We start from the raw sequence: 20,224 nt of genomic DNA on the forward strand, positions 1-20,224 counted from the left end.
CTTAAAGATATGTAATCAAACCAACTGAAGGTATGAAAAAAAGGTCTAGCGTAATGCTAGACCTTTTTTGTTTTCAGTCAGGTATAAGCCTTTATTGGCGTTTTCTGTGTTTTACTACAAAGTGTAGATGTCATGCTCTCGAAGCAGGTACAACGCGAAGCAAGCTGCGAGCATTGGCCACGCAGCAAAGAACAGCAGGTTGTTAAATGGGTCTAGGTATTTAGCAAACGAAGAAAAGGTTGAGCCAGCATGTAAAACTAAAATGGCGAGGTAGGTTATATTTTTCCATAAGCCAGCGACAAAAATCCCAATAAATACTAATTGGGCAAGCCCCATCGCGACAGAGATTCCACTTGAAATGTCTAAACCATAAAAGCCGGCAAATACTTTCATTGCGTGTTCTGGAACAAAGACTTTATCTAGTGCCCACATAATAAACACCAAGGCGATACTTAATCGCAATGCTAATAATCCTAGTCCTAATTTAAGTGGCAGTGTTTCTTTCATTTGGAGTCCTTTAAAGAGTAACGAATAAGTTCTCAATGGCAGACCGCGGTTTTTCTTATCTGATTACAACGGGATATGTAAATTTTCGTGAATTGGTTATCTTGAGAAGCAAGTCCGTACAGGGTAATCCCGCTTGAGCACTAAAAGTGCGATGAACAAAAAAAGCCGACAGAGTCGAATTCTGTCGGCTTTTGATTTACTGCGGTTTACTTAACGGACAAATACTCAGAAGGGGATTTGTCTGTTTTTGGTAGTTTCATTGCCGCTACGGCGTTGAAGCCTGCTTGTGTTAAGCCACCAGAGTAATCAACACTGCCATTTGGTAAGTTGGCTTTAGTTTCTGATGGATTCCACTTGCGGAAGTAATCCGTCAAATCGTACTGGGTTAAATAAGACGTACACGCCATCAGCAAATCGCCTTGACTTAACTGGCTACTCTGCGTTGAACAGTAGTTAATACCCTGGTCACCAACACTGTCACCACGAGCTTTGCGGTGAGCCAACTTGAAGAAGTTCCAACCCTGATCTTCACCAAAAATGCTTGGTTTAGATGCTTGATTAGAGTACCAAGTGTCGATGTTAAAGTGATCTTCTGCCCAAAGCTTCAACTGACCGAACATGGCTAAGCGCATACCGACATCTGCCTCACTCCAAGCGTGACCTTCAAAGCGGTCTAGCCATAGAGGTGACTTAGATAAGTCACTTGCGATGCGGTCCATGTATGGCTTCGCTTCGCGTTGCTCCTGCATGTATAACGCAAGAATGTTGTTGGTCACCTCGGTTGAGCCAGCTACCATAAATGGTGCTGATGCTAAGTTATGGCCCACTTCGTGCCATAGCAACCAATCATTCGTTGGGTTCGTTGGAACCACTGTCCATGTCGGCCAGTAGCTGTTGCTTTGTACTGGGTAACCAGAGTGTGCTGCACCAACAGAGATTTGCACATCATTCACAAAGCGGTGTCGGTTCGCTAAGAGAGCATCATAGGTAAATCGACGATGCTTGCCATCTTCCGTCACCTGATCGCGTCCGTAAAAGTCGCTTGCATGATTTGCGAAGGCATTCAGTTCATCAGCGAATTTAGGTACATCAGTTTCCTGTACGTTGTTGACAGGAGTGGTGTAGATGAAATGACCAGAATCGATTTCGGCAAGTGGTACGTCAGCATTGATGTTGTTTACCCATTTGCCATCTTTCCACCAAGATGCTTGTAGTACGCCGTTAAAGTTGAATGTCACCACGTCACCTTGGGCTGTTTCAAGAGGCTGGATGTAAATCAAACCACCATAAGGGACTTTAAAGGTTAATTGCGCCCCGTCATACTGGAAGGTCTTCTGAACGCGAGGTGGACGTTTCAAACTCAACTCATGATTCGCGCGCCCTGTCAGATCATCAACTAACGCCACGTTAATCGAAGCTTTTACGCCCCCGGAAATCGTCACATTTTCAAGTTGTGGAGCCCACAAACCTGTCGATTGCATACTGCCAGCGGTGCCAATTACGGTTTTGTTGTTAGTGTGAATATCGACACTAGCCGAACTTCCAGATTGCAATGGTCGACCTGGGTAGCCTGTCGTATCAACACTGATGTCTAAATCCCAGTATGAGCGACCTAGCATCATGCGAGTTAACGGTTTTTCCATCCAGTTTAGTGGGTAAGAAGGGTTAAGTTCGCCTGATTCTGTAATCATTGACCATTTAGCTAACTGCTCTTGTGTCTCTTGCCCACATGCACTTCCGCCTTGGTGAGTGTTATTGGTGTAACAGTTCAGTATTTCGACTGCGCGTTTGAAGCCAAGCTCGTCTTGTACGTCCTGTTTATACTCGTACTGTTCGTCATTCCATAGCCAAACTGATAGGTTGTCGTAAGTTGATGTTAACTCCGCTTGCGACAAGCGTTCACCAATCTCACCTTTACTACGGTAGTAAAGCTCGTGAGAGAATAAGCGATCAATGTTTGCACCTAGGTTTGCAGCCTTGACCATACTATCGACGACTTCAGGACTCATTTCGTAGCGAGTGAAGTCAGGACGGTGGTGGTTACCTCGGCTCGGAATACCATGACCTTTACGTACTTCAATACAGTTAACTTCGTATTGGTATTCGTTCTTACACAATGGCACGCCAGGGAAGTTCTTTTGCAGTTCCGCGATGGCTGTTTGTTTCTCTTGCTCAGATTTCACCATGTGGAAGGCATAGCGCTGTTGCTCTTGGTCGCCAACAGTTACCTTGTACAACGGAATCTCAAGCGTTGGCATGTCGATATTACCCGGCCATGTGACGGTGCCATTGTCATTGATTTCAATTTTTGTGGTATCGGCATAACGCTCATAAACCACAAGATCGAATTCCGCCACTGTGTGTAGGTTAGGGACGTTTGGACCCGATGTACTATGACACCAATAGCTATCTGAACAAAGAGACTGGAAGGTCTTCGCAACGTTTGCACCACCTACAGAGACGCCAGCGGCATCAGCTAAACGAGCGATAGGCTCAGGATTACTTGCCTCTAGAGCATCAAAGAAGATGATGTTGCCGCCGTTGTTTACATATTCGATCAGCGCTGTGACGTCATCTGCATCCAACTTAGGCTGTTGAATATCAGAAACGACGGACTTAGTATCGTAGCCATCGGTTTTAATCTCATAAGATTGAAGCAGTAATAGCGGAGTCGTCGTTGCATCAAGAGTGCTGAATGAACCACTATTTAGCAATTCCATATCACCAAGTTGGTAGCTTGGGTTAACGAAGAAGTCGTAGATTTGACCCTCTTTACGGTCCCAACGGAAAGCGTGCCCTTTGCTGATGTTCGTTGCAATGGCAATCGAATCCTGTGATGCGTTTGGTACTAGCCAATTGATCAAGTTGCCGAACATCTTTTGCATGCTGCCGTTGTCGGTACGAGTATCTGCGTCTTGAGCAACTTGGTTGTGTGGTGTGCTGTAGCGACATGTTTGTTTCTCGCTATCAATGCCCAAATCTGCGCCTGCCCAGTAGTTTTCTGGACACGAGAAAATAGAGGTGTACATCGCGTTACCCAAGAACACTACTTTACCTGAACCAATCATACCCGCGGTCATGGTTGGTAAATTGAAGGTCGCTGTTTGTTTCGAGATTTTTTCCGGACGCAGCATCTTGACCGTCGATGTCTCATCAATGGTCGTCGCATCTACGATGTAAGCTTTCTTGTCTTTACCTGAGCCACGTGTCCAAGCGGCCTCTTCACCAAAAGGAAGCCAGTAACTGTTGTCATTACGTGGCATTAGCACAGGGAATGCTTCATTGGTTAGGTTGAAGTTACGCATTGCACGCGTATAACCAGAACCGCCCCAACCATGGTTATCATGGAAGATGTGCACGCTATCCACGCCTGCATAAATTTGATGCAGAGATTGCGTTACATAATTGCTCCCTGTAGCGCGAACGGTACGCAACATAGGTGCCGCAAAGCCTGACCACTGTGGTGCTTGTTTCAACTGTCCATCGATGATCTGCGTTAAACCTTGGCTAAACTGTGCAGCAAACTCGTTTGGCGTCGTGAAGTTAGTACCTTCAATCTTTGCGCCGTTTGGTAAGCTAAGGTTGATCAGTTCATTGATTACGTTAGGGTACTGCGCAAATACCTGACGAACGTTATCGTTGATCTCAATGTTGCTGCCAGTCTGAATACCATAACGACGAACAAACGCCTCTAGGTTTTGTTTTACCAACGGATTGTCACTTAAATCCGCAAGTTGGTAATTTACCTTGTTACCTTTAACTTGCCCGAGTGTGAAGGTATCGATACCAAAGATCAGGTTCTCGCCCCATAGGTATTCAAACTCGCCGTTTGCATCTGTCATACCACGTGCAGAGTGGCTGAAGAACTCAACACCGGCAAGGGGGTGCCCTTGCGAGTCCGTCATGCGACTTGTCGTTAGTGGCTTGTTTGCAGCGCTTGGTTTGTATTCATAAGTTGCTTCGGCGTTGGCAGAAACAAACGACCCGGTTAAGTTGTTACTTGCACCTGGGGTAACTTCTGGCTGAAGCTCTGGATCAACGTGTGCGCTTGGTTGCTCACCTTCATTCGCGACACTTGGATTGAGAAACTCATCAATCGCCGCTTGATCTTCGCTTAGATACAGGTCTTGGATATCGTAGCTGTTGATTTCATCTAAACACACTTGTGTATCTTGAGTAGGGCATGTGTCGATCTTGTTTAACAGCTTAGTAGCATTACTTGCGTGTTTACCTAGCACATCTTTAAGATCATACGCTTGAGTTAACTCAGATGGTTGTGAACCTTCACGTGTTTGTTCTGGCACTAGGTAGTTGAACGTACCTAGAGTAATACCACCGAATTGACAGGTGAATGTGCCTTCAGAAGCGGTATAAGTGAAGTAGCCTGACTCACTGATATCCTGATCATCACACTCAAGATCACCGGTTAACTGTTTACTATGAATAAACAGTTTACCTTGATACGTGGTTACACCTATATCTGGTTGATCTGGCGGTAAATCAGGTTCAACAGTCGGTGGCGTGGTATTTGTTGAGTTGTTGCTTTCATCGCCACCGCAGCCAAACAGCAGCGAAGCGACAAGGATTGAAAGAAGACTTCGTTTCAAAGACTAAACCCTTATGAAGTACCATCGTCATTTGGATGGCGAGTTGGTTGAGAGTTGCTTTATTTTAAAGCTCAAAGCTATCGAGATTATGCTGTTAAGTAATTAACTTTTAGTAAGTTTTTAGGGCTCGATAAATGCGCGCGCATTCTAGTTTTAAAAGCGGCAGTAGGGAACAAAAAGATTAGCTTTGTATTGAACAAATTTTCACAACTGAGGGTGGGATTCACAGAATGAATAAGCCTAGTGGTTAGTTGGACTTTCTTTTCTGCAAAAATAGCGTACAGTTTGCTGGTTTTTCACTGAAATCATCCGATCATGACCAACGCAAAACTCCTTCTTATTCGTGGTTTACCAGGCTCTGGAAAGACAACGCTTGCTAAGAAATTGTCCAAACAGCTCAAAGCGAAACACTTTGAAGCTGACATGTATTTTGAGAATGAAATTGGAGAATACGTTTTTGATGGTACCAAGCTAGCGGATGCCCATGAATGGTGTTTTCAACAAACCCGTAAGTGGCTTAATAAAGGTAAGGTGGTGATTGTCAGCAATACCTTTGTTCGTCACTGGGAAATGAAGCGCTACCTAAAGTATTGTGAGAAAAAGCAAATTGAAGTGGAAGTGCAGGTGTGTCGTGAGCAATATCAAAGCATTCATGATGTGCCATCAGCGACGATAGAAAACATGCGTCGCCAATGGCAAGAATAACGTTTTAACCTCTTTTGGTCTCAAGAATACTACTGACCCCTGCCATCGATCATGACAACCAGTGTTTTGCTCATAATGGCGATGTCCATCGAAATCCACGAGTAAAATGAGCTTAGGCTCAATGCGTAGCTGTGGTCGAAGCCGACTTTACGGCGAACATCCTCAATACATGAGTCGTAGCCTTGATTGACTTGTGCTAATCCTGTGATGCCTGGTAGAACACCGTAAGTGCGTTCAACAAAGTAAGGAATCTCATCTTCTAGCTTTTGGTAAAAAGCAGGGCGCTCAGGACGAGGACCAATCAACGACATTTCACCTTTTAGCACATTGAATAACTGTGGCAGTTCATCTAAGCGTGTCTTACGTAAGAATCGACCGACAGGTGTGATTCTTGGATCATTCTCTGAAGCCCATACCGCGCCAGAACGTTGCTCGGCATCGACATACATAGTGCGAAACTTCATGATTTCAAACAGCTCCATCTTGTCTGGTGTACAACGACCCACACGAAGCTGACGATAAATGACAGGTCCTTTTGAGTTGCTCATGATTGCCATTGCAATGATTGGCATGACTGGTAGGGCTACAAGCAAAATAAGCATTGAAACCACAACATCGAAAGCGCGTTTTGCTAAATGAATATTTGAGTCATAACGTGAAGTCTTCATGATACTTTCCTTATTGATTAACGCGCTTCCAGCGACCATTTTCCATTCCTAGAAGATAACGAAGCCCGCCTGCGAAGTTTGCTATGTGTCCGACTACTATGTAGTTGATCAACTTGAATGGCTTAAACAAATTGAACGCTGGGATTAAATAAGTGATGAGAGCGATTGAGTAAACGGCTAACTGCGCTACGAGTAGAGCTTGAAACGTAGGGTATTCCATCAACAATAACGAACTCACGAAACACATGATCATTAGGTAAGGAGTCGCAAGACGCAGTACCTTTCCTGATAAAAATGCAAATGCAGTGCCACGATAGCGGGGTAACAGCAGCTTTTTAAGTTTCAAGAACTGCTGCATATTGCCTGCAGAGATGCGTAGGCGTCGTTTGAAGTCAGAGTTATCAGAGCTTTCTTCTAGCTCAAGAGCCAGCATCCTAGGTTCATAAATGGATGCATAACCTTGTAGTACGATACGCATTGGTAAAATGAAGTCATCGTTAATGATCTCAGGTTCGAGCGGCGTGAACAGTTTGGTTCTAAATGTATAGAACGCGCCGTGAGAACCAATGGTTGAGCCAATCAACGACTCTTTGTATTTCACATTAGATTGGTACTGCCAGTAAGCTGCTTCACCTTGGTTTTGTGTCGCCATGATTTGATAAGTCGCATTGACTACACCGATATTCTCATTTTGATAGTGTTGGCTCGCTAGCAGTAAGGAATCACAAGAGACTAGGGCAGAAACATCACTAAGGACGGTAATCTCAGTGGTTATGTTTTTCATTTCAGAGTTGATGAGCGTCACTTTGCCACGATTGATTGCGTGGTCTCGAATGATGAATAAAGTGTCAGCACAGATCGCTTCTTGAATGGTGTTCTGTGCTATCTCTGCTGTGTTGTCGGTGCATCCATCACAAGCAATGACAATCGTTAATTTATCTCGCGGATAGTCAAGGCTTGCAAGGTTTCGGATCTTTTCTGCGATCCATTGTTCTTCGTTGTAGGCAGGTACAACGATTGTCATCGTAGGTAAGATGCAGTCGTTTTTGGATGCTTTGTAACAACGCTCTTTTACCGTTGCTTTCTTCGCTACCTTGCGCTGTTCACGACGTGTTGAAAGCCAGTTCAGAACAAGAGGGTAGCCAACGTGATGGTAGACAATTAATAGCGCAGACAAAACGAAGCCAGTGGTCCAAAGTAAATCAATCATAAGTCCTCTCCTTGAGCTAACATCGCGTAGCGGTTAACCATATTGCGGATATCGAAATGCTTAAGAATATGGGCTCTAGGCGAACGCGGTATTTCTGATAAATGCTGTGACAATGCATCCGCTAGAACGGGAACTTTATTTGGCTCAACCAATGCGCTTGTTTGTGGGCATAGCGTCTCTTTTACCGCACCAACATCACTGGCAATGCAAGGGACGCCGCAGGCTTGTGCTTCTATGGTTGAAAGTGGAAAACCCTCTTGAAGTGAAGGTAGACAAAAGACATTTAAGCTTTGGTAAAAGTGCGGCATGTCACTAACCAAGCCCAAGAACGTTACTCTGTCTTCCAGTCCCAAAGTGCGTACCTGCGCTTCTAATAACTCTCTTTGGCTACCGTTTCCTGCAATGGCAAGGTGTGTATGTGTTGGTAGATGTGAGAAGGCTTTGATTAGGATCTCTTGCCCCTTAACGGCTTCTAAACGACCTGCTGTTCCGACAATGAACTTATCAGTGGGAAGCGAAAAGCGCTCACGGGCTTGGTTTTGATTACCATTGGTGAACTTTTCACAATCAATCCCATTATGAATGGTGCTGACTCGAAGATAGCCTAGCTTGTTGGTTATTTGGTCAGCGACAAACTCAGCGTCTGCAACAACTTGGGGGCGAAGACTCTTGAGTAATACTGTTTGTAATCTAGCTGCTTTTTGGTTGTTTAAGTGCCAAGCATCATGCTCCGTGTGGATTAAGGTTTTAATGCCTAGCAATCGTGTCGCAATCCCGCCATACAGCAAGGGACCGATATGGTGAGTATGAACGACATTTGCGTTGAGTCTTTTGAGTATATGTTTCAATGTTCGGAGTGTGGTTAGGCTAAAACCTGGCGCTTTATCGAGAAAGCAAAGTTGGTCTCGGTAATCCAACAACTTACTCCAATGACGAAGTGCAACCGTTTTGTTCCCCTCAAGACTAACCACAAAAACGGAGTCTTCTGCTTTAGCAAAACGAAGCATCTCTAGTACCAGAGTTTCTAATCCGCCGGGGGCGAGATGTTGGACGACGTGTACAATCACATTGCCGTTCTTGGTTGAGGTTCGAGTGTCTGAGTTTTCCATTCCTGAGTCCTCGATATATTTGTTTTTCTACATGTTGACTTGTGCACGCTATGTGCCAAAAATTAAAGTAATTAAAAACAACAAGTTAATGATTTGGACGTGCTGAACATCAAAATGAGAAAAGAATATTCTCATTTTGAAATTCAGAATTAACGGATGAAAGAAATTTCCAGCTAATTGCTTGATTTAATGGGAATGGGGATGAGAAAGCACTCAACGAACGAGTGCCTTCACATGATACTGAAATTTAAAATTCTGGCTAGAAGATTACTTTAGGGATAGTGGTAATCACAGGGACGCCCAAGTGTTTTTCAAGGGATTTTCGTGAGCGAATCGAGTTATCTGCCAGTTCCGCAATGGTTGCTAATCCGATACCTAATCCAGCACCACCAATGAACCCTAAGATAACAAACATAAAAGCGGGTAAATTGGCTGGAATTGTGGGAGTGTAAGGCTCATCAATGACTTTCACGCGTTTATTTTCTTCAAATACACCCAAAGAACCGGTGAGTTGGGCCATTTCATAACGTTCAACCAGTTCTTCGTACAATTGGCGTTTGACTGTCACATCTCTTGCCAGTCGATTGATTTCAGTTGCGGTGCTACCAAATCGATTCGCATTGGTTTCTAACTCTTGAATCATGCTTTGCAGACTCGCTGTCTCTTCTTGAAGCGATTCATATCGACCGCGCATGATTTGCAATTGATGGAGCTGAGAAACAAGCAGAGGTTGCGCATCACCAATATTGCTTACCGTTGCGGTGCTGGCGATATCCCAAAGCTGGTTACTGTTCATCTCAGGTTGTTTTGAGTTGAGTAGAACGGCGCGCTCTTGTTCTAGGCGATTCAATTCTCGCAATTTACCTTGGACCATACTGTGCGCTTCTGTGTACTTAGCACGAAGTAGGGTTAGTTCACTGCGGATCTCGATGATTTGTTCTTCAATTTTACCAATCACTGGGTTGGTCTTAGAAAGTTGTTGGTCCAAGCTACCTAAGCTGCGTTTTACACCAGCCAGTTCCGCTTCTTTCTCTGCCAATGTCTGCTTTAGGCTCGCTAAACGAGTCAGGCTTTGTGCCTGCATCTCTGGTGTTGCGTGCGAATAGGCGTTTTTGTATTCGGCAAAGGCTTGCTCGGCTTTATCCAGTTCCTCACGACGTTTATCAATATGCATGGTAAGAAAGTGGCTTGAGTCTTTAATCGAAGATCGCTCTGGGGCAAGAAGTTGTTCTACAAAATGATCGCTGACGGAGCCAAGTATATCTTCCATACCTTCAGACTTACTGCTGGTTAACTGGATTTGAATGAAGTCTTTACCAAGCTGTTGCACCGTGAGGCGATTGGCAAGCTCTTTAATGATGGACTCTTGTTCTTTTGGTCCCATGGTGTCATCAATCAAGCCTTGTTCTTGAGCAACCGAATACAGCACATGACGGCTTTTCAATAGGGTACTTAACGCGCTCAAGCGATCTTTCAGCATGGTTGAGACGGCAAGATCTTCGAGGAATGGATTCATCTTGGCTGTTTCTTGAATCAGCATACTAGTGTGCGCCACATATTTCGTTGGCATCATTTTACTGACGACAAAGCCTAAGATAGGCAATACCAGCATAGGAATAACAATCAGATAGCGGCGTCGCCATGCACCATGCAGTAATAAGGTGATGTTGTCTCTTAAATCGTTCATAACGCCCTCACTAGTCGCTCAACTTGACGTGCTCTTGACTGCCAACTTTGTTGTTGGATGATCGAGAGTGAACCCTCTGGTGGTGGGAGTAAGTGATCCAGGCTCGCACGAACATCATCCACATCCGCCACAACATGCAACATGTGTTGGTAGGGCTTAAGTGCCGGGAAAGCCGTACTGATGACCGGTGTTCCTGTGGCGAGGTATTCCAATAGTTTAAGTGGATTACAGGCTTGAATCTGTGCGTTATCGACGAACGGTAGCCAACTCGCATCCCAATGTTGTGAGTAGCTAGGTAAATCTTGATGTGCTCGCGGACCTAGGTAATGGATATTGTTTCGTTGTGGCAACGGGTTGTAAGGAAATTCATTTGGACCAATAAAGACCAAATCCCAATCCTGGGCTTGATCGGCGACTTGTTCTATTAAACGGTAATTCAACCATTCTGATAGGCTGCCGTAAAAACCCAGTACCTTACGACCATTGTTTGGCATATCTTGCGCTTTCGCCGTTGGCTCTGAAAACAAACTGAAGTCCACACCATGCGGTAGAGTCACGGTTTTCTCTTGCGGAAGCTCCGCGGCAAGCTTATCGCTGGCAGCCAAAATAAGGTCTGCGTTCTCAATCAAGTCAGCTTCATGTTCCAAAATGGTTCGATGATCGACACCCGCGAGTGCGCCAAAGTCATCACCACAGTAATAAACAATGCCTTTGGTACTCATTTCTCGACAAATATCCACAGCGGTAGGCAGTGACGTCCAAAAAACGGCATGTTGAAAGCCGAGCTCATTCAGTTTTTTGCTCAGTTGATGTTTCATCATTTTCGTCGCGACGTTACGTGCCCATTTAGATTTGGGAGCAGGGATCGTCAGCAAAGTGATGGTGTGGATGTTTGAGACATCCTCTCGGCCGAAAGGCGTTTGAACCTTGTCTTGTTGTTTGAATGATCCAGTCAGTTTGGTGACGAGGCGTTTAGCGTCTTTTGGTGTGAACTTTGGTTGTCTTAAGCCGATCGAGTTGACCCAAAGAATACGATGGTTGTTCGCTAGGTGCTTTATCAGATGTTGAGTGGAAGATGGCAAGCCGCCGAAGTCTTCTCCAAATACTACGATATCTGTCATCGTTCTCTCCTTGAGCCAATTGATTCGTTGTTGTTACTCAAAGATGTATCATGATGCGTGCCAAGGGGCTAAGTTTCATTAAAACAATAGGTTAGGTTATTTCTTGATTTGAGAGGGTGACGGTTTCTCATTTTGACAATCAGTTTGAACGATGCGATTTATCACTATAGTTAATGCGGCAAGTATGTAAATCGGCCAAGTGAAGCCTTGGGTGAGGAAGGTCCCCGACACTATGGTGCCAATAAGTCCGCTCAATACGGCGTTTGCACCTACAGAAAGCGTGAAGTGGGACTTTTCAGTCAGAAGTGAGATTGAACTTAATGACGTTTTGACCAGAGAAACAATCAGAGTAATGAAAACCGCTAAACCAACAAAACCGGTTTCAGCCAGTACACCAAACCAAGTACTGTGCACCGCGTGGTTAATGCCATCCCAATGCGGGCTATAGAAGAAGTAGTTGTAGTAGAAGTTCTCTAAACCAACGCCGGTTATCGGATTGTCGAGTGCCATTTTGAAAGCCGCTTCCCAAGCGTACAAACGTCCCATTGCAGAGGCATCAATACCGGCTTCTGCCGCGCCACCCGATGCTCGGCCAGAGATCCCAGCAACAGCATAAAGAATCAAAGCCGCGACCAAACCTAGAAAGACAACCAATGCCTTACTCTTGATGTGTTTGAACGCGAAATAGGCGAAGACTGACAGTGCTCCCAATAAGCCACCGCGGCTTTGTGTCTCAAGGATCGACATAAACAGGATGATACAAGTGAGCAGTGCAAAACCTCGCAACCACATGGACGATCGTTTCTCGACCAATTGGCTCACCGTAAAGGCGAGGGGGAACATCAAAACCAGCGCTAAGTCATTGGGGTCACCTAATACCGAGCCAAACGAACGACCAATCGACACACGCGTTCCTTCGACAATATCAATACCGTTGGTGGCGTTATAAAGTGCAACGAGTCCGACCAACAACCCAGCAACGATAATTGCTTTTGACATTTGTGCGAGCTGTTTGGGTGTGGTGATAAGCCAAGTGATCGCCAGTGTCATCACAATGATCTTCCAATACGTATTCTTAAACACGGTAATCGCGATGTCGCGCGCAGAGGCGAACACAATACCGATTATGACTAACGCCCAAAAGATGAACAGCCACTTTAAAGAAGGGTGCCAAAAGACCGATAGCTGACGACTGATCAATAGATGAAAAGATAACGCGCCAAGTGCGCCTAAAGACAACAACAATGGAATTTTGAAGTTGTAGATAACGGGAAACGCTTCGTGGATTCGAAAGAAAGAGAAGATGACGAACAGAGTCACCAGCCAAAAGGTTTGGTTGAGGACAAACAAGATGGCAAGCGGAGCAAAACAAATTGCGACAATTAAAATTGGATGCGGCATCACTAACCACGCTAAAGCGATGACCACAGTAACGGTTGTCGCAGCGATGATTTGGGTTGGTCTCACATCCGTGGCATTCATAACGTCACTCTTTTTGCTTCCGTTCTTAACCTCATCATAAGATTATTGCGTGTTTCCTTAGACATGTATCGGAAGGCGATACCAGCAAACAGTGTGCATGTCAGAATGCAAATCACAATCGCACTTCCGATGGATTGAGTAGAGTAAAGCAGGAACAGTGCCACTCCTGAGATGATTTGTAATGCGACCATCAAACTTAGGTGGAAAGGCAGGTACATGCACTGTTGTCCAATAACGAACGTCATCGCCAGTTTGGTGAGTTGGGCATAGTAAAGCGCGATGAATACGCCATAGATACCAAGGGAAGAAAGCGCAAACAGAAGAGCAATTGCAACACCAGCGGCAACGACGTTGATTCCTAATAACCAACGAGTGCGACGTTTGTAAAGAATCGCGATGTTCAGCAGTTCACTCCATTCTTTTATCATGGCGATTGGTAGAAGGGATAATGTGTAAAGCGCAGCTTCTTGGTATGTTTCTGGTAAAAACTGGCTGATCATAATGAAGGCAAGCGTTGCGACCAACACCGTGAGTGCCGCAATATAAATCATACCGAAGTGAGAAATCCTAACGGCTTCTTTACCACGATTACGCTCCAGATACGCGAAGCGACGTGGCATCCACCACATACCGAATGGCTGAACCAAAATACACATGCCAATGGCAAATTTAACCGCAATTGCGTACACCCCAAGTGTTGCCAGTGAAGCATTAGCGCCGATGAACCAACGCTCAGCACCGTTCAAGCAAAACGCAACCAGCGCAGACATCATGACAGGGATACAGTAATGCAGATGTTGCTTTGCAATCGCTATGTCAGGCATGGCGACTTTGTATTTATTGATAATGTGCAACCAGGTAAATTGGATTACGGCAGCAAGCAGACCACCAAGCAAGACAGAAATGACGTGTGGGTGAATCAATAGAGCGGCAACAATGAACACCACTTGAAGAACGGTGGCAGTCACCATCACGCTGAGAAGAGTTTTTGCTTTATCATCTTGCATGCGCAGCCAAGCAGTGCCGATACCAATCGCGCCTTCCAAGATAATTGCGAACATTAGCACGATAAATTCAAGCTGAGAAAATGGGCTAGGAATCGGGGCAGCTAAAATCGCAACCAGTAGAACCAAGCTAATCGTCGCCGCAATCCAAACGGAAAGCGAGTAGATCTGGTTGAGCATGGTCACTTTCGTCTTGCCGTCTTTCTCCACGCCGACAAAGCGGTATAGCGCTTCGTGCATTGCCATACTCGCAAGTAGCGCAGTAACGACACCAAAAGAGGTCAGTAACTCGAGTTTGCCCATTTGCTCTGGTGAGAGAAACTGAGGAAGCACTGGCAGCATAATTAAGCTGATGCTTTTGTTGATCACCAACGCAATGGCGAACAACGACATGTTGGTCATGGCTTTAGACATGGTCATATCCTTTGACGTTGTCACGCTTCTTTGCGTTTTGTTGTTCTTTGCTTGATGGATCTTTGCAAAGCTGCTGGGTAATAGAGAAGTAACAACGTTCCGCTGTATATAAGCGAGCAACGTGCAGTGCCTCTAACCCCATTGTCACTTTCAACCATGGCGATTCATTCAACAGGACAATTGCATTGTACAGAGATGCGGCGTCTTTTGGTGTGTACTTGATGCAGTTTTTCCCGTGAGTTAGTACACGATCCCAGTAACTGTCATCATGAGGAATCACGACACACATACCAGCGGCTAACGCCTCTAAAATCGACAACCCAAATGGTTCGTTGTTACTGGTAGAAACAAACACACCACACTGTGCGCGAAGTTCATCCAGGTTCTCTGGTGACTCATGCCATGAAATGTTTGATTGATTGAAATCTGGCTCAGAGCACTCGACGCCTTCGATGTTTGGTTTGATGTAGCAAATGGTTGCATTTAGGTGGCATGAGTCGTCCAGTTTCATCGCATCGAGCAATAAATCCACATTTTTCCATTTCAATAGACTTGCGGCCCAAAATACGCGATTAGAAATTGGGTTTGCTTGCTTTGGTGAGCGCTTTGAAGAAAGACCATTGACGAATGATGCAGTATTTAGAGTTGTCCAGTAGCGTTCAACGGCTGGCTTAGGCATTTTTAGGTAAGCCATAAGAGCATCGATCATAGAGGCGCGCGTGTTTGCGAGATAATGAATGGCAGCCGCTTTTACTAAGCAGTAGCCAGATGAGCGAGACACGCCCACAGGGCCATGCACCATTTGTACGATAGGTTTGCGATTGAACAGACGAAGCAAGTACATGGGCATGTCGTTGTTTGGTGAAGACAAGCCCATAAACCAATCGAGTTTCGGTAGTTTGAGCGTCACCAGAATCAGTTGAACTAGATAAAAGCAGTTCATCAGCCAATAAGCGATACCATGATGAGACGTGATTGGAGAGCGCTTGATTTTCAATACCTGTACGCGAGGATTTGAGCTGAGTGTTGAAATCCAATGTTCTGGATTTGTCGTTGCGATATAGCTAATCACGTCACGTTGGTCACACTGTTTAATCAACTCGGCGTTGGCAATTTTCGAACCGCCTTGCATTGTGATAGCGTCAAACATCAATACACGTTTCATGGTCAGCTCCTTAGTTGATGTTTAGCCAGCGCGAAATGGGTTTCATGCAGTGGGTGACGGGCATTGGTGTTGGTTCTCTCTGCAAGAGCTCATCGCGGTAAATGTCTTCAATCGCTTTGACTGAAGCAGAAACCGTCAGATGCTGATTCGCGTGTTGATGCGCATTCTCCGCTAACTTATTGCGTAGTGGCGCATCTTGAATCATCTGCTGAATTGCATTTAACAGACTCGCCATACCGTGATTGGCGAACAATAAGGCACTGTGGTTGTGCTCAAACAATTCCGGGATGCCACCTGTTTTTGGTGCGATGATTGGTAGCTTTGCTAGTGCCGCCTCACCAAGAACAAGACCAAACGCCTCTTCGTAAGCGCCACTGATGAAGGCATCTACGTTACCTTTCATCCAGTCTCCGGCGTTATGTTGTTCACCAACAAAATGCACACGATCCTCCACACCCAAATCTATGGCTAACTGCTTCAACGCGACACGTTCTTCACCATCACCAACAATCACCAAATGTGGATTATGTTGATGGTAGTTGTGCATACGCATAGCTTGGATTAAGCGGTCAAAGCCTTTGCGTTTAATGAGAGATCCAACCGAAATAAAGGTGAACGCTTGCTGGGGAATACCCAGACGATCTTTAACATTGATGGGTGCATCGTGACTCTCCAATGACACACCGTTATGAACGACATGAAGATGTTCTTCTGGGTAGCCATCTTTGAGAATCTCGTGACCCACATCTTTACTCACGCAAATCAATTTTGGAGAGAGGTGTAGACCCAGTGAGAAGCGGTCACGCAAGGTGTAGTGGCAGTGTAGTTGCGTCACCAAAGGGATGTGGTTCATACGAGCGGCTAGGCACATCCATTGGCACGGACCACCACTGTTTACATGGACAAGGTCAATGTTGTGCTTTTCGATCAATGCCGTGCCTTGTTTGATCAAATCGTTCCAACCGCTGATGTCCCAGCGAGGCGTGTTCCAACCTCCAACAAGGCTGAAGTTTGAATGTTCCGCTTTGATGCCTAGAGATTGGCATTTCTCAATCAAAGGTTCGCAGTTTGACCAAACAATCGGTTGGTACTGGTCGTGGTCAATGTTTGTGATGAGGTCAAGCAGTACGACTTCGCTACCGCGAATCCAGTTATCACCATAATGAACGTAAAGAATGCGTTTTGGAGTAGTCATCGTCGTTACCTCGGTTAGCCAATCTGTTTGAATTAGCTATTGCAACCGAGATGCCAAAATATGCCATTAGTTTAACTATCTGTTTTTGAATGGAAAGTGATACAAAGGTGAAAACTTAGCGCGAAACTTCTCAATTTGAGAATGGATATGCATCAAGTATGATTCTCAATTTGGTAGCGCTGAATCAGAATAGGAATGATGTTGCGGGAGGAATAGTGATCTTTGATGGTCTCAATCGCTTTGTGACGCATTGGGTATTGTTCGCTATGGCTCATTCCCAACCAGCGATTAAGTTTGTCAGTTAGTGCGGGAATATCATAAGCGAGGAAGCCATTTTGACCATCTTCGATGAGGTCAGGAAGGCGACCAACGTCAAGACTGATCACAACGATACCTCGGGCCATCGCTTCTAACGCCGCCATTGGCAAACCTTCATAGCGTGATGAGATGACAAGAGCGCTGATATTGCACCAAACGGCATCCATGTCATTTTGATGACCGTGAAATATCACGTTGGCTGGTGCGTTTTCTATCAGTCTCGGCTTTTCTGGGCCGTCACCATAAATAGAGAACTCAATATCAGGAATATGACGGGCAATATCAATGAAGCGGTCTGCACCTTTTTCATGACTGAGGCGACCCACAAACGCGATTTGTTTATAACGACAATGCTGATTGGGAATCGATACAAAGTTGTTCAATAGCTCTGATTGAGATGGAATCTTACTTTGAATGGTTTGGCTAACGGCGAAGCAATGATCAGAAAGGCAAGCTGAGTATCGATCAAGCCAATCATAAAGCCAGACTCTACCTTTCGGTGTTTCTCCTGCATGAAATGTCGATATGAGGCGAGGGAAGGTTCGAGTAAATAACTTTGCGCTTCTGGCTAGTAAGGCAGCTTTGTAACCATGGGTATGAATAACGCTGGGTTGATGTTCAGCCACTGCACCAGTAATTTGTTTTACTGGAATGGTTTTTGACCGTTCTGACTTTGGGCATAGGTGCCACAAATAACTCACTGGTATTTGAACTTGGTTTAATTTGTCGATAAGTGTTGGTGGTGGATCGTATTCCACCACCAACACAACTCGTACGTTAACATGAAAGGATTGCAACCCAGTGGCGAGTTCGACTACATGGCTTTCAATGCCACCGTAAATGCGGCTATCCAGCAGTATCCAAACTTCGCCAACGACAGGGATCTCAAGATTGTTCGAGATTAGCTTCATCCGCTTCCCACGCTTGTTTTTTGCGGTAGACCGTAGATGGGCTCAGTTCCAACATCACCGCCGCGTTAAGCACGTTACCATCACAATAAGCTATCGCATTTTGAATGGCTTCGCGTTCCACTTTCCACATAGGGCGGATCGTGCCATCGGAATTAAAGTATGGTGACGCTACTGGTGTGACAGAGGCTGAGGGCACCAGACTACTCTCCTCAGTAGCAACTGGCATGCTTTCTCGCTCCGAAGTACTCAAGTTAACAGTGCCTGTAGGTGGATTCTCTAAAGGAGAAAAAGATGAATCGTTATAGCGTGCATCATGTTCTATTGTTGCGCTACGCTCTTTCACCGGTTTGCGAGTCAGTTGAGCGGGCAAATGTGCGAGCGAAACTTTGTCTTCATTATTCAATACCACAATGTTACGAATGATGTTTTGCAGCTGGCGCACGTTGCCAGGCCAGTCGTAATGCTTAATCACATGTTGCGCTTCGCTGTCGATATTGTTGAACTTCTTCTTGTCCTGTTTGGCGTATGTAGTTAAGAAGTGTTTAGCCAGCGTGACAATGTCACTACCACGTTCACGAAGTGGGGGCATATCGATGGGGACAACGTGCACACGATAATATAAGTCTTCACGGAAACGACCTTCTTCCACTTCGGTTAATGGGTCTCGGTTGGTTGCGCAGATAATACGTACATCCACTTTCATTTCTCTAGTCGCACCAAGTGGTGTGTAAGTTCCGGTTTGTAGAAAACGCAGTAACTTTTTCTGCATTTCTAATTCCATCTCGCACAATTCGTCGAGGAACAGGGTACCGCCATGAGCAAGCGTTGCGGCACCTTTACGGTCTGTGGTTGCACCGGTAAATGCCCCTTTGACATGACCGAAGATTTCACTTTCCATTAGATCTCGGGGAATGGCACCGCAGTTGATGGCGATAAAGGGTTTGTCTCTGCGATCGCTCTGCTGATGAATAGCTTCAGCACACACTTCTTTACCTGTACCACTCTCACCGACGATGAATACGCTAGCAGAGGTAGGAGCCACGGCGTCAATGGTTTTGTATACCGCTTGCATTGGAAGGCTAGAGCCAATGAAGCCATGGTAGTTGTGACGATCGAAGGTTGATTGAATGTTCTCGACGAGATTTTCTAACTTCGCGCGTTTTAAATGTAAAGCAACGGAAGTTTTTAGGCGGTCTGCGTTGATGGGCTTCTCTAGAAAGTCTTCAGCGCCTTTTTGTATGAGATTGACGGCAAGGTTAACACTGCCGTGTGCGGTTGCAATGATCACGGAGGTCGGGATCTCGTTTTCATTGATCCAATCCAATACGTCTTCGCCTGACATGTCAGGAAGCTTTAGATCGAGAATAATGAGCTGTGGTTTGCTGCGCTCAATGAATTGAATCGCCTCACGCCCCGTTTCTACATGGAAGATATCGTAAGGCTCATCCTTGACATACTGCTTATAAAGTATGGCTAGTGAAGTAGAGTCTTCTACCAGTAACACCCTTGGTCTCATAATCCTTTCCCAACTTTCTTCAATTCGTTGTTTTAATGCGTTAAGTCGGCTTGAGGTTCATGCAGTAATGATGAATTTGTTTTTCTTACCTCAAGCTGATGGCTTCTTTTCGATTCTCATTTTGAGAATCTTTATATTTAAGTATTAGCATATGCTGTGAGGATTGCAGAAAGTTCTATATTTTTTAGTCAATTAAATTACTTATTTTTACTTTCAGTCTTCGAAACCTTGTTCTTTTCTTTGGGTTAGCGCAATAAAAGACTGCTCTGCAAGCGCAGGTAATGACTGGCAAAGTTCAAATGCGCGTTTTATGTCGCCTTCGACACAGTGTTTTTCGATGGTACGAGCGTGACGCGATAGAGTCCGGTTTCCGAGGGCGAGTGCTGAGCTACCAAGCGTGTGGACTTCAAACTCCATAATTTCTTTGTCTTGCTCATTAAGCGCTTGCTGGATTTTTTCGACCCGCTCGCGTGATTCCTCAATGTAGTGATCGATTAACGTAGGCATGATTTCCGCACAGGTATCTTTGATCATTTGTTGAAGAATTAATTCGTCGACTAACTCTTGCTCCAACGTGGTGTCAGTTTGAGTATTCATGGTGCGCG

Annotated in this window: 15 protein-coding genes; 1 reads left to right on the plus strand and 14 read right to left on the minus strand. The window is 45.2% G+C overall.

Annotation, left to right across the window (positions count from 1 at the left end; translation table 11 throughout):
• Window positions 1–114: 114 nt before the first annotated feature.
• Both OH459_RS15510 and OH459_RS15515 read right to left on the minus strand, forming a co-directional pair.
• Complete coding sequence (locus OH459_RS15510; RefSeq protein WP_017190126.1) at window positions 115–507, minus strand: hypothetical protein; 393 nt, start codon at window positions 505–507, stop codon at window positions 115–117.
• Between the two features lie 206 nt (window positions 508–713).
• A complete protein-coding gene (locus tag OH459_RS15515; RefSeq protein WP_269987609.1) occupies window positions 714–5,114 on the minus strand; it encodes an SslE/AcfD family lipoprotein zinc metalloprotease in 4,401 nt (1,466 codons plus the stop codon).
• Window positions 5,115–5,429: 315 nt separating this feature from the next.
• Between OH459_RS15515 and OH459_RS15520 the strand changes: the two genes are divergently transcribed.
• Window positions 5,430–5,819 (plus strand): ATP-binding protein, encoded by a 390-nt coding sequence (locus OH459_RS15520; RefSeq protein WP_029788494.1) that lies wholly within the window; start codon window positions 5,430–5,432, stop codon window positions 5,817–5,819.
• A 29-nt stretch (window positions 5,820–5,848) separates the two neighbouring features.
• On the opposite strand, the gene OH459_RS15525 is transcribed toward OH459_RS15520, so the two are convergent.
• From OH459_RS15525 to OH459_RS15580, 12 genes are all read right to left on the minus strand, one after another.
• Complete coding sequence (locus OH459_RS15525) at window positions 5,849–6,487, minus strand: sugar transferase (RefSeq protein WP_026000326.1); 639 nt, start codon at window positions 6,485–6,487, stop codon at window positions 5,849–5,851.
• A 10-nt stretch (window positions 6,488–6,497) separates the two neighbouring features.
• Window positions 6,498–7,697: a glycosyltransferase family 2 protein gene (locus tag OH459_RS15530; protein ID WP_009697749.1), complete on the minus strand. Its 1,200-nt coding sequence runs from the start codon at window positions 7,695–7,697 to the stop codon at window positions 6,498–6,500.
• Window positions 7,694–8,806 carry a glycosyltransferase gene (locus OH459_RS15535; RefSeq protein ID WP_269987612.1) on the minus strand — a complete coding sequence of 371 codons (1,113 nt, stop codon included), beginning with the start codon at window positions 8,804–8,806 and terminating at the stop codon, window positions 7,694–7,696. The genes OH459_RS15530 and OH459_RS15535 overlap by 4 nt, the downstream gene beginning before the upstream one ends.
• A gap of 259 nt (window positions 8,807–9,065) precedes the next feature.
• Complete coding sequence (locus OH459_RS15540; protein ID WP_005445897.1) at window positions 9,066–10,493, minus strand: GumC family protein; 1,428 nt, start codon at window positions 10,491–10,493, stop codon at window positions 9,066–9,068.
• Window positions 10,490–11,614, minus strand: coding sequence for a glycosyltransferase (locus OH459_RS15545; RefSeq protein ID WP_269987614.1), 1,125 nt, complete (start codon window positions 11,612–11,614; stop codon window positions 10,490–10,492). Before OH459_RS15545 ends, OH459_RS15540 begins: the two co-directional genes overlap by 4 nt.
• Before the next feature lie 96 nt (window positions 11,615–11,710).
• The gene (locus tag OH459_RS15550) at window positions 11,711–13,096 is read right to left on the minus strand and encodes an O-antigen ligase family protein (protein WP_039840926.1); all 1,386 of its coding nucleotides are present in this window, start codon (window positions 13,094–13,096) and stop codon (window positions 11,711–11,713) included.
• Entirely contained in the window at window positions 13,093–14,514 is a 1,422-nt protein-coding gene (locus tag OH459_RS15555; RefSeq protein ID WP_269987616.1) for a lipopolysaccharide biosynthesis protein, read from the minus strand. Before OH459_RS15555 ends, OH459_RS15550 begins: the two co-directional genes overlap by 4 nt.
• The gene (locus OH459_RS15560) at window positions 14,507–15,679 is read right to left on the minus strand and encodes a glycosyltransferase family 4 protein (RefSeq protein WP_269987618.1); all 1,173 of its coding nucleotides are present in this window, start codon (window positions 15,677–15,679) and stop codon (window positions 14,507–14,509) included. Before OH459_RS15560 ends, OH459_RS15555 begins: the two co-directional genes overlap by 8 nt.
• A gap of 10 nt (window positions 15,680–15,689) precedes the next feature.
• Window positions 15,690–16,874 (minus strand): glycosyltransferase, encoded by a 1,185-nt coding sequence (locus OH459_RS15565; RefSeq protein WP_009697755.1) that lies wholly within the window; start codon window positions 16,872–16,874, stop codon window positions 15,690–15,692.
• Between the two features lie 152 nt (window positions 16,875–17,026).
• Complete coding sequence (locus OH459_RS15570) at window positions 17,027–18,103, minus strand: glycosyltransferase family 4 protein (protein WP_269987620.1); 1,077 nt, start codon at window positions 18,101–18,103, stop codon at window positions 17,027–17,029.
• The gene (locus OH459_RS15575; RefSeq protein ID WP_269987621.1) at window positions 18,078–19,619 is read right to left on the minus strand and encodes a sigma-54-dependent transcriptional regulator; all 1,542 of its coding nucleotides are present in this window, start codon (window positions 19,617–19,619) and stop codon (window positions 18,078–18,080) included. Before OH459_RS15575 ends, OH459_RS15570 begins: the two co-directional genes overlap by 26 nt.
• Window positions 19,620–19,832: 213 nt before the next feature.
• Window positions 19,833–20,216, minus strand: coding sequence for an Hpt domain-containing protein (locus tag OH459_RS15580; RefSeq protein ID WP_009697758.1), 384 nt, complete (start codon window positions 20,214–20,216; stop codon window positions 19,833–19,835).
• Window positions 20,217–20,224: the final 8 nt, after the last annotated feature.

It is taken from the genome of Vibrio sp. MM46, assembly GCF_027587135.1.
Lineage (GTDB): Bacteria > Pseudomonadota > Gammaproteobacteria > Enterobacterales > Vibrionaceae > Vibrio > Vibrio harveyi.

Coding starts and splice junctions, on each gene's coding strand:
- OH459_RS15575 (WP_269987621.1), bottom strand. CDS start 19,619: ATGAGACCAAGGGTGTTACTGGTAGAAGACTCTACTTCACTAGCCATA.
- OH459_RS15560 (WP_269987618.1), bottom strand. CDS start 15,679: ATGAAACGTGTATTGATGTTTGACGCTATCACAATGCAAGGCGGTTCG.
- OH459_RS15545 (WP_269987614.1), bottom strand. CDS start 11,614: ATGACAGATATCGTAGTATTTGGAGAAGACTTCGGCGGCTTGCCATCT.
- OH459_RS15565 (WP_009697755.1), bottom strand. CDS start 16,874: ATGACTACTCCAAAACGCATTCTTTACGTTCATTATGGTGATAACTGG.
- OH459_RS15520 (WP_029788494.1), top strand. CDS start 5,430: ATGACCAACGCAAAACTCCTTCTTATTCGTGGTTTACCAGGCTCTGGA.
- OH459_RS15570 (WP_269987620.1), bottom strand. CDS start 18,103: ATGAAGCTAATCTCGAACAATCTTGAGATCCCTGTCGTTGGCGAAGTT.
- OH459_RS15580 (WP_009697758.1), bottom strand. CDS start 20,216: ATGAATACTCAAACTGACACCACGTTGGAGCAAGAGTTAGTCGACGAA.
- OH459_RS15540 (WP_005445897.1), bottom strand. CDS start 10,493: ATGAACGATTTAAGAGACAACATCACCTTATTACTGCATGGTGCATGG.
- OH459_RS15535 (WP_269987612.1), bottom strand. CDS start 8,806: ATGGAAAACTCAGACACTCGAACCTCAACCAAGAACGGCAATGTGATT.
- OH459_RS15555 (WP_269987616.1), bottom strand. CDS start 14,514: ATGTCTAAAGCCATGACCAACATGTCGTTGTTCGCCATTGCGTTGGTG.
- OH459_RS15510 (WP_017190126.1), bottom strand. CDS start 507: ATGAAAGAAACACTGCCACTTAAATTAGGACTAGGATTATTAGCATTG.
- OH459_RS15550 (WP_039840926.1), bottom strand. CDS start 13,096: ATGAATGCCACGGATGTGAGACCAACCCAAATCATCGCTGCGACAACC.
- OH459_RS15530 (WP_009697749.1), bottom strand. CDS start 7,697: ATGATTGATTTACTTTGGACCACTGGCTTCGTTTTGTCTGCGCTATTA.
- OH459_RS15525 (WP_026000326.1), bottom strand. CDS start 6,487: ATGAAGACTTCACGTTATGACTCAAATATTCATTTAGCAAAACGCGCT.